This is a genomic window from Mesorhizobium sp. M8A.F.Ca.ET.208.01.1.1 (assembly GCF_004791315.1).
Taxonomy (GTDB): Bacteria; Pseudomonadota; Alphaproteobacteria; order Rhizobiales; family Rhizobiaceae; genus Mesorhizobium.
In genome coordinates, this window is record NZ_SRUT01000002.1 from 635,001 (window position 1) to 637,500 (window position 2,500).

The 2,500-nt window shown below is 55.6% G+C and carries 1 tRNA gene and 2 rRNA genes (1 of these 3 running past the window's edge); all 3 read right to left on the bottom strand.

The window, feature by feature from the left end:
- Nucleotides 1-523: 523 nt before the first annotated feature.
- A tRNA-Met gene (locus EN851_RS13585) sits at nucleotides 524-600 on the bottom strand.
- A gap of 178 nt (nucleotides 601-778) precedes the next feature.
- A 5S ribosomal RNA gene (gene rrf / locus EN851_RS13590) occupies nucleotides 779-893 on the bottom strand.
- Nucleotides 894-1,096: 203 nt separating this feature from the next.
- Nucleotides 1,097-2,500, bottom strand: a 23S ribosomal RNA gene (locus tag EN851_RS13595) (it continues 1,406 nt past the right edge of the window).

Below are 2,500 nucleotides of genomic sequence, written 5' to 3' on the forward strand. Positions count from 1 at the left end.
GCCTCGGCCACGACGGCACCGGCCAGCAGACGCGCAACTCGATACCCCGCATCCATCACGGTGCCAGATGCGCGCGGGATAGGTACGGAAGCCGGCTGAGTACAAATTCGTTTTATATCTGGACCTCCGAGACTGCACCTTCCGGTTTGTGTATCTGTCTGCGATTTCGTTATGCGGCGAGGATACGAATGCGAACAGCCCGCCGGCGGGAGCCTGGCGGGCTGTTTTTGTCTTGTTGAGGCAGGTCTTTTTTAGCCAGGGTTTGTGTTTGTTGTCCTGGTGGTTGGCTGCCGTCTTTGCGTGCTGATGATGGCTAAGATCGATGGCGGCTGGTTCGAACGCAAAACGGCCCTCCGGGTTTGATTCTGGCGGGCGTTTTAATTTGGTTTTGGGGATAGGATTTGAGTTATCGGTCCTGCGGCGTCGGCTTTGCCTCCTTGCGGGCCGCTGATGACAGGTTCGAATCGCCGGCGACCACGGCAAAATACAAAAGAGCCCGCACGATGGCGGGCTCATTTGTATTTGGTTGCGGGGACAGGATTTGAACCTGTGACCTTCAGGTTATGAGCCTGACGAGCTACCGGGCTGCTCCACCCCGCGCCACCGATTTGCAAGCGAGAGCTTGCGAGAGGTTTGTCCGCCAAATGAAAGGGCCGCTTACGCGGCCCGTGTTTCCCGTTGGCGGGCCATGTTCAGAGAAGATTTCATCGCCTCGACCCAAAAACCGGCTTCGATTTTTGGAAAGTAGGATGTGACACATAAAACGTGCGTTTAGCAGACCTGGCAGCGACCTACTCTCCCGCGTCTTGAGACGAAGTACCATCAGCGCTGGAGCGTTTCACGGCCGAGTTCGGAATGGGATCGGGTGCAGCCGCTCCGCCATAACCACCAGGTCGGCAAAACGCACGTTATTCGAGAAGCTGTTTTTTGTGCCTTTGGAGTTCTTTTAGCCTGGCGCCTTTCGAAGCGAAGCTTCGCAAGGTCGACCGACCGTCGGCGCTTGTGCGCCGCACCCACGTAGCGCCGCCCGCAGGGCGGAACAAGCGTGAGTGAGAACAAACCATCTGACGAAGTCAGATGGACATAAGGAATGAGAACGATCAAGCCGATCGAACTATTAGTACCGGTAAGCTTCAAGCGTTGCCGCTCTTCCACACCCGGCCTATCAACGTGGTCGTCTTCCACGGTTCTCAGGGAATACTCGTTTTAAGGTGGGTTTCCCGCTTAGATGCCTTCAGCGGTTATCCCGTCCGGATATAGCTACCCTGCTATGCGGCTGGCGCCACAACAGGTCCACCAGAGATCCGTCCATCCCGGTCCTCTCGTACTAGGGACAGATCCTTTCAATATTCCTACACCCACGGCAGATAGGGACCGAACTGTCTCACGACGTTCTGAACCCAACTCACGTACCGCTTTAAATGGCGAACAGCCATACCCTTGGGACCTGCTCCAGCCCCAGGATGCGATGAGTCGACATCGAGGTGCCAAACAACCCCGTCGATATGGACTCTTGGGGGTCATCAGCCTGTTATCCCCGGCGTACCTTTTATCCGTTGAGCGATGGCCCTTCCACGCGGGACCACCGGATCACTATGACCGACTTTCGTCTCTGCTCGACTTGTCAGTCTCGCAGTCAGGCAGGCTTATGCCATTGCACTCAGCGAACGATTTCCGACCGTTCTGAGCCCACCATCGCGCGCCTCCGTTACTCTTTAGGAGGCGACCGCCCCAGTCAAACTACCCACCATACATTGTCCCGGACCCGGATAACGGGCCGCGGTTAGACATCCATAGTAATAAGGGTGGTATTTCAAGGGTGGCTCCACCTGAGCTGGCGCCCAGGTTTCAAAGCCTACCACCTATCCTACACATGCCACTACGAATGCCAATGTAAAGCTATAGTAAAGGTGCACGGGGTCTTTCCGTCTAACCGCAGGAACCCCGCATCTTCACGGGGAATTCAATTTCACTGAGTCTATGCTGGAGACAGCGGGGAAGTCGTTACGCCATTCGTGCAGGTCGGAACTTACCCGACAAGGAATTTCGCTACCTTAGGACCGTTATAGTTACGGCCGCCGTTTACTGGGGCTTCGATTCAGAGCTTGCACCCCTCCTCTTAACCTTCCAGCACCGGGCAGGCGTCAGACCCTATACGTCGTCTTGCGACTTCGCAGAGCCCTGTGTTTTTGATAAACAGTCGCTACCCCCTGGTCTGTGCCACCCTCCTCCACTTGCGTGGAAAAGGGTCACGCTTCTTCCGAAGTTACGCGTGCAATTTGCCGAGTTCCTTCAGCATAGTTCTCTCAAGCGCCTTGGTATACTCTACCAGACCACCAGTGTCGGTTTCGGGTACGGTTTATAAGGAGGAGCTATTTCCTGGAACCACGCAGCAGCCCGTTCAATCCGATAAGATTGGACTACCTCAATGATCCGTCACTACCTCCAAGCCCACGAATATTAACGTGGTTCCCATCGACTACGCGTTTCCGCCTCGTCT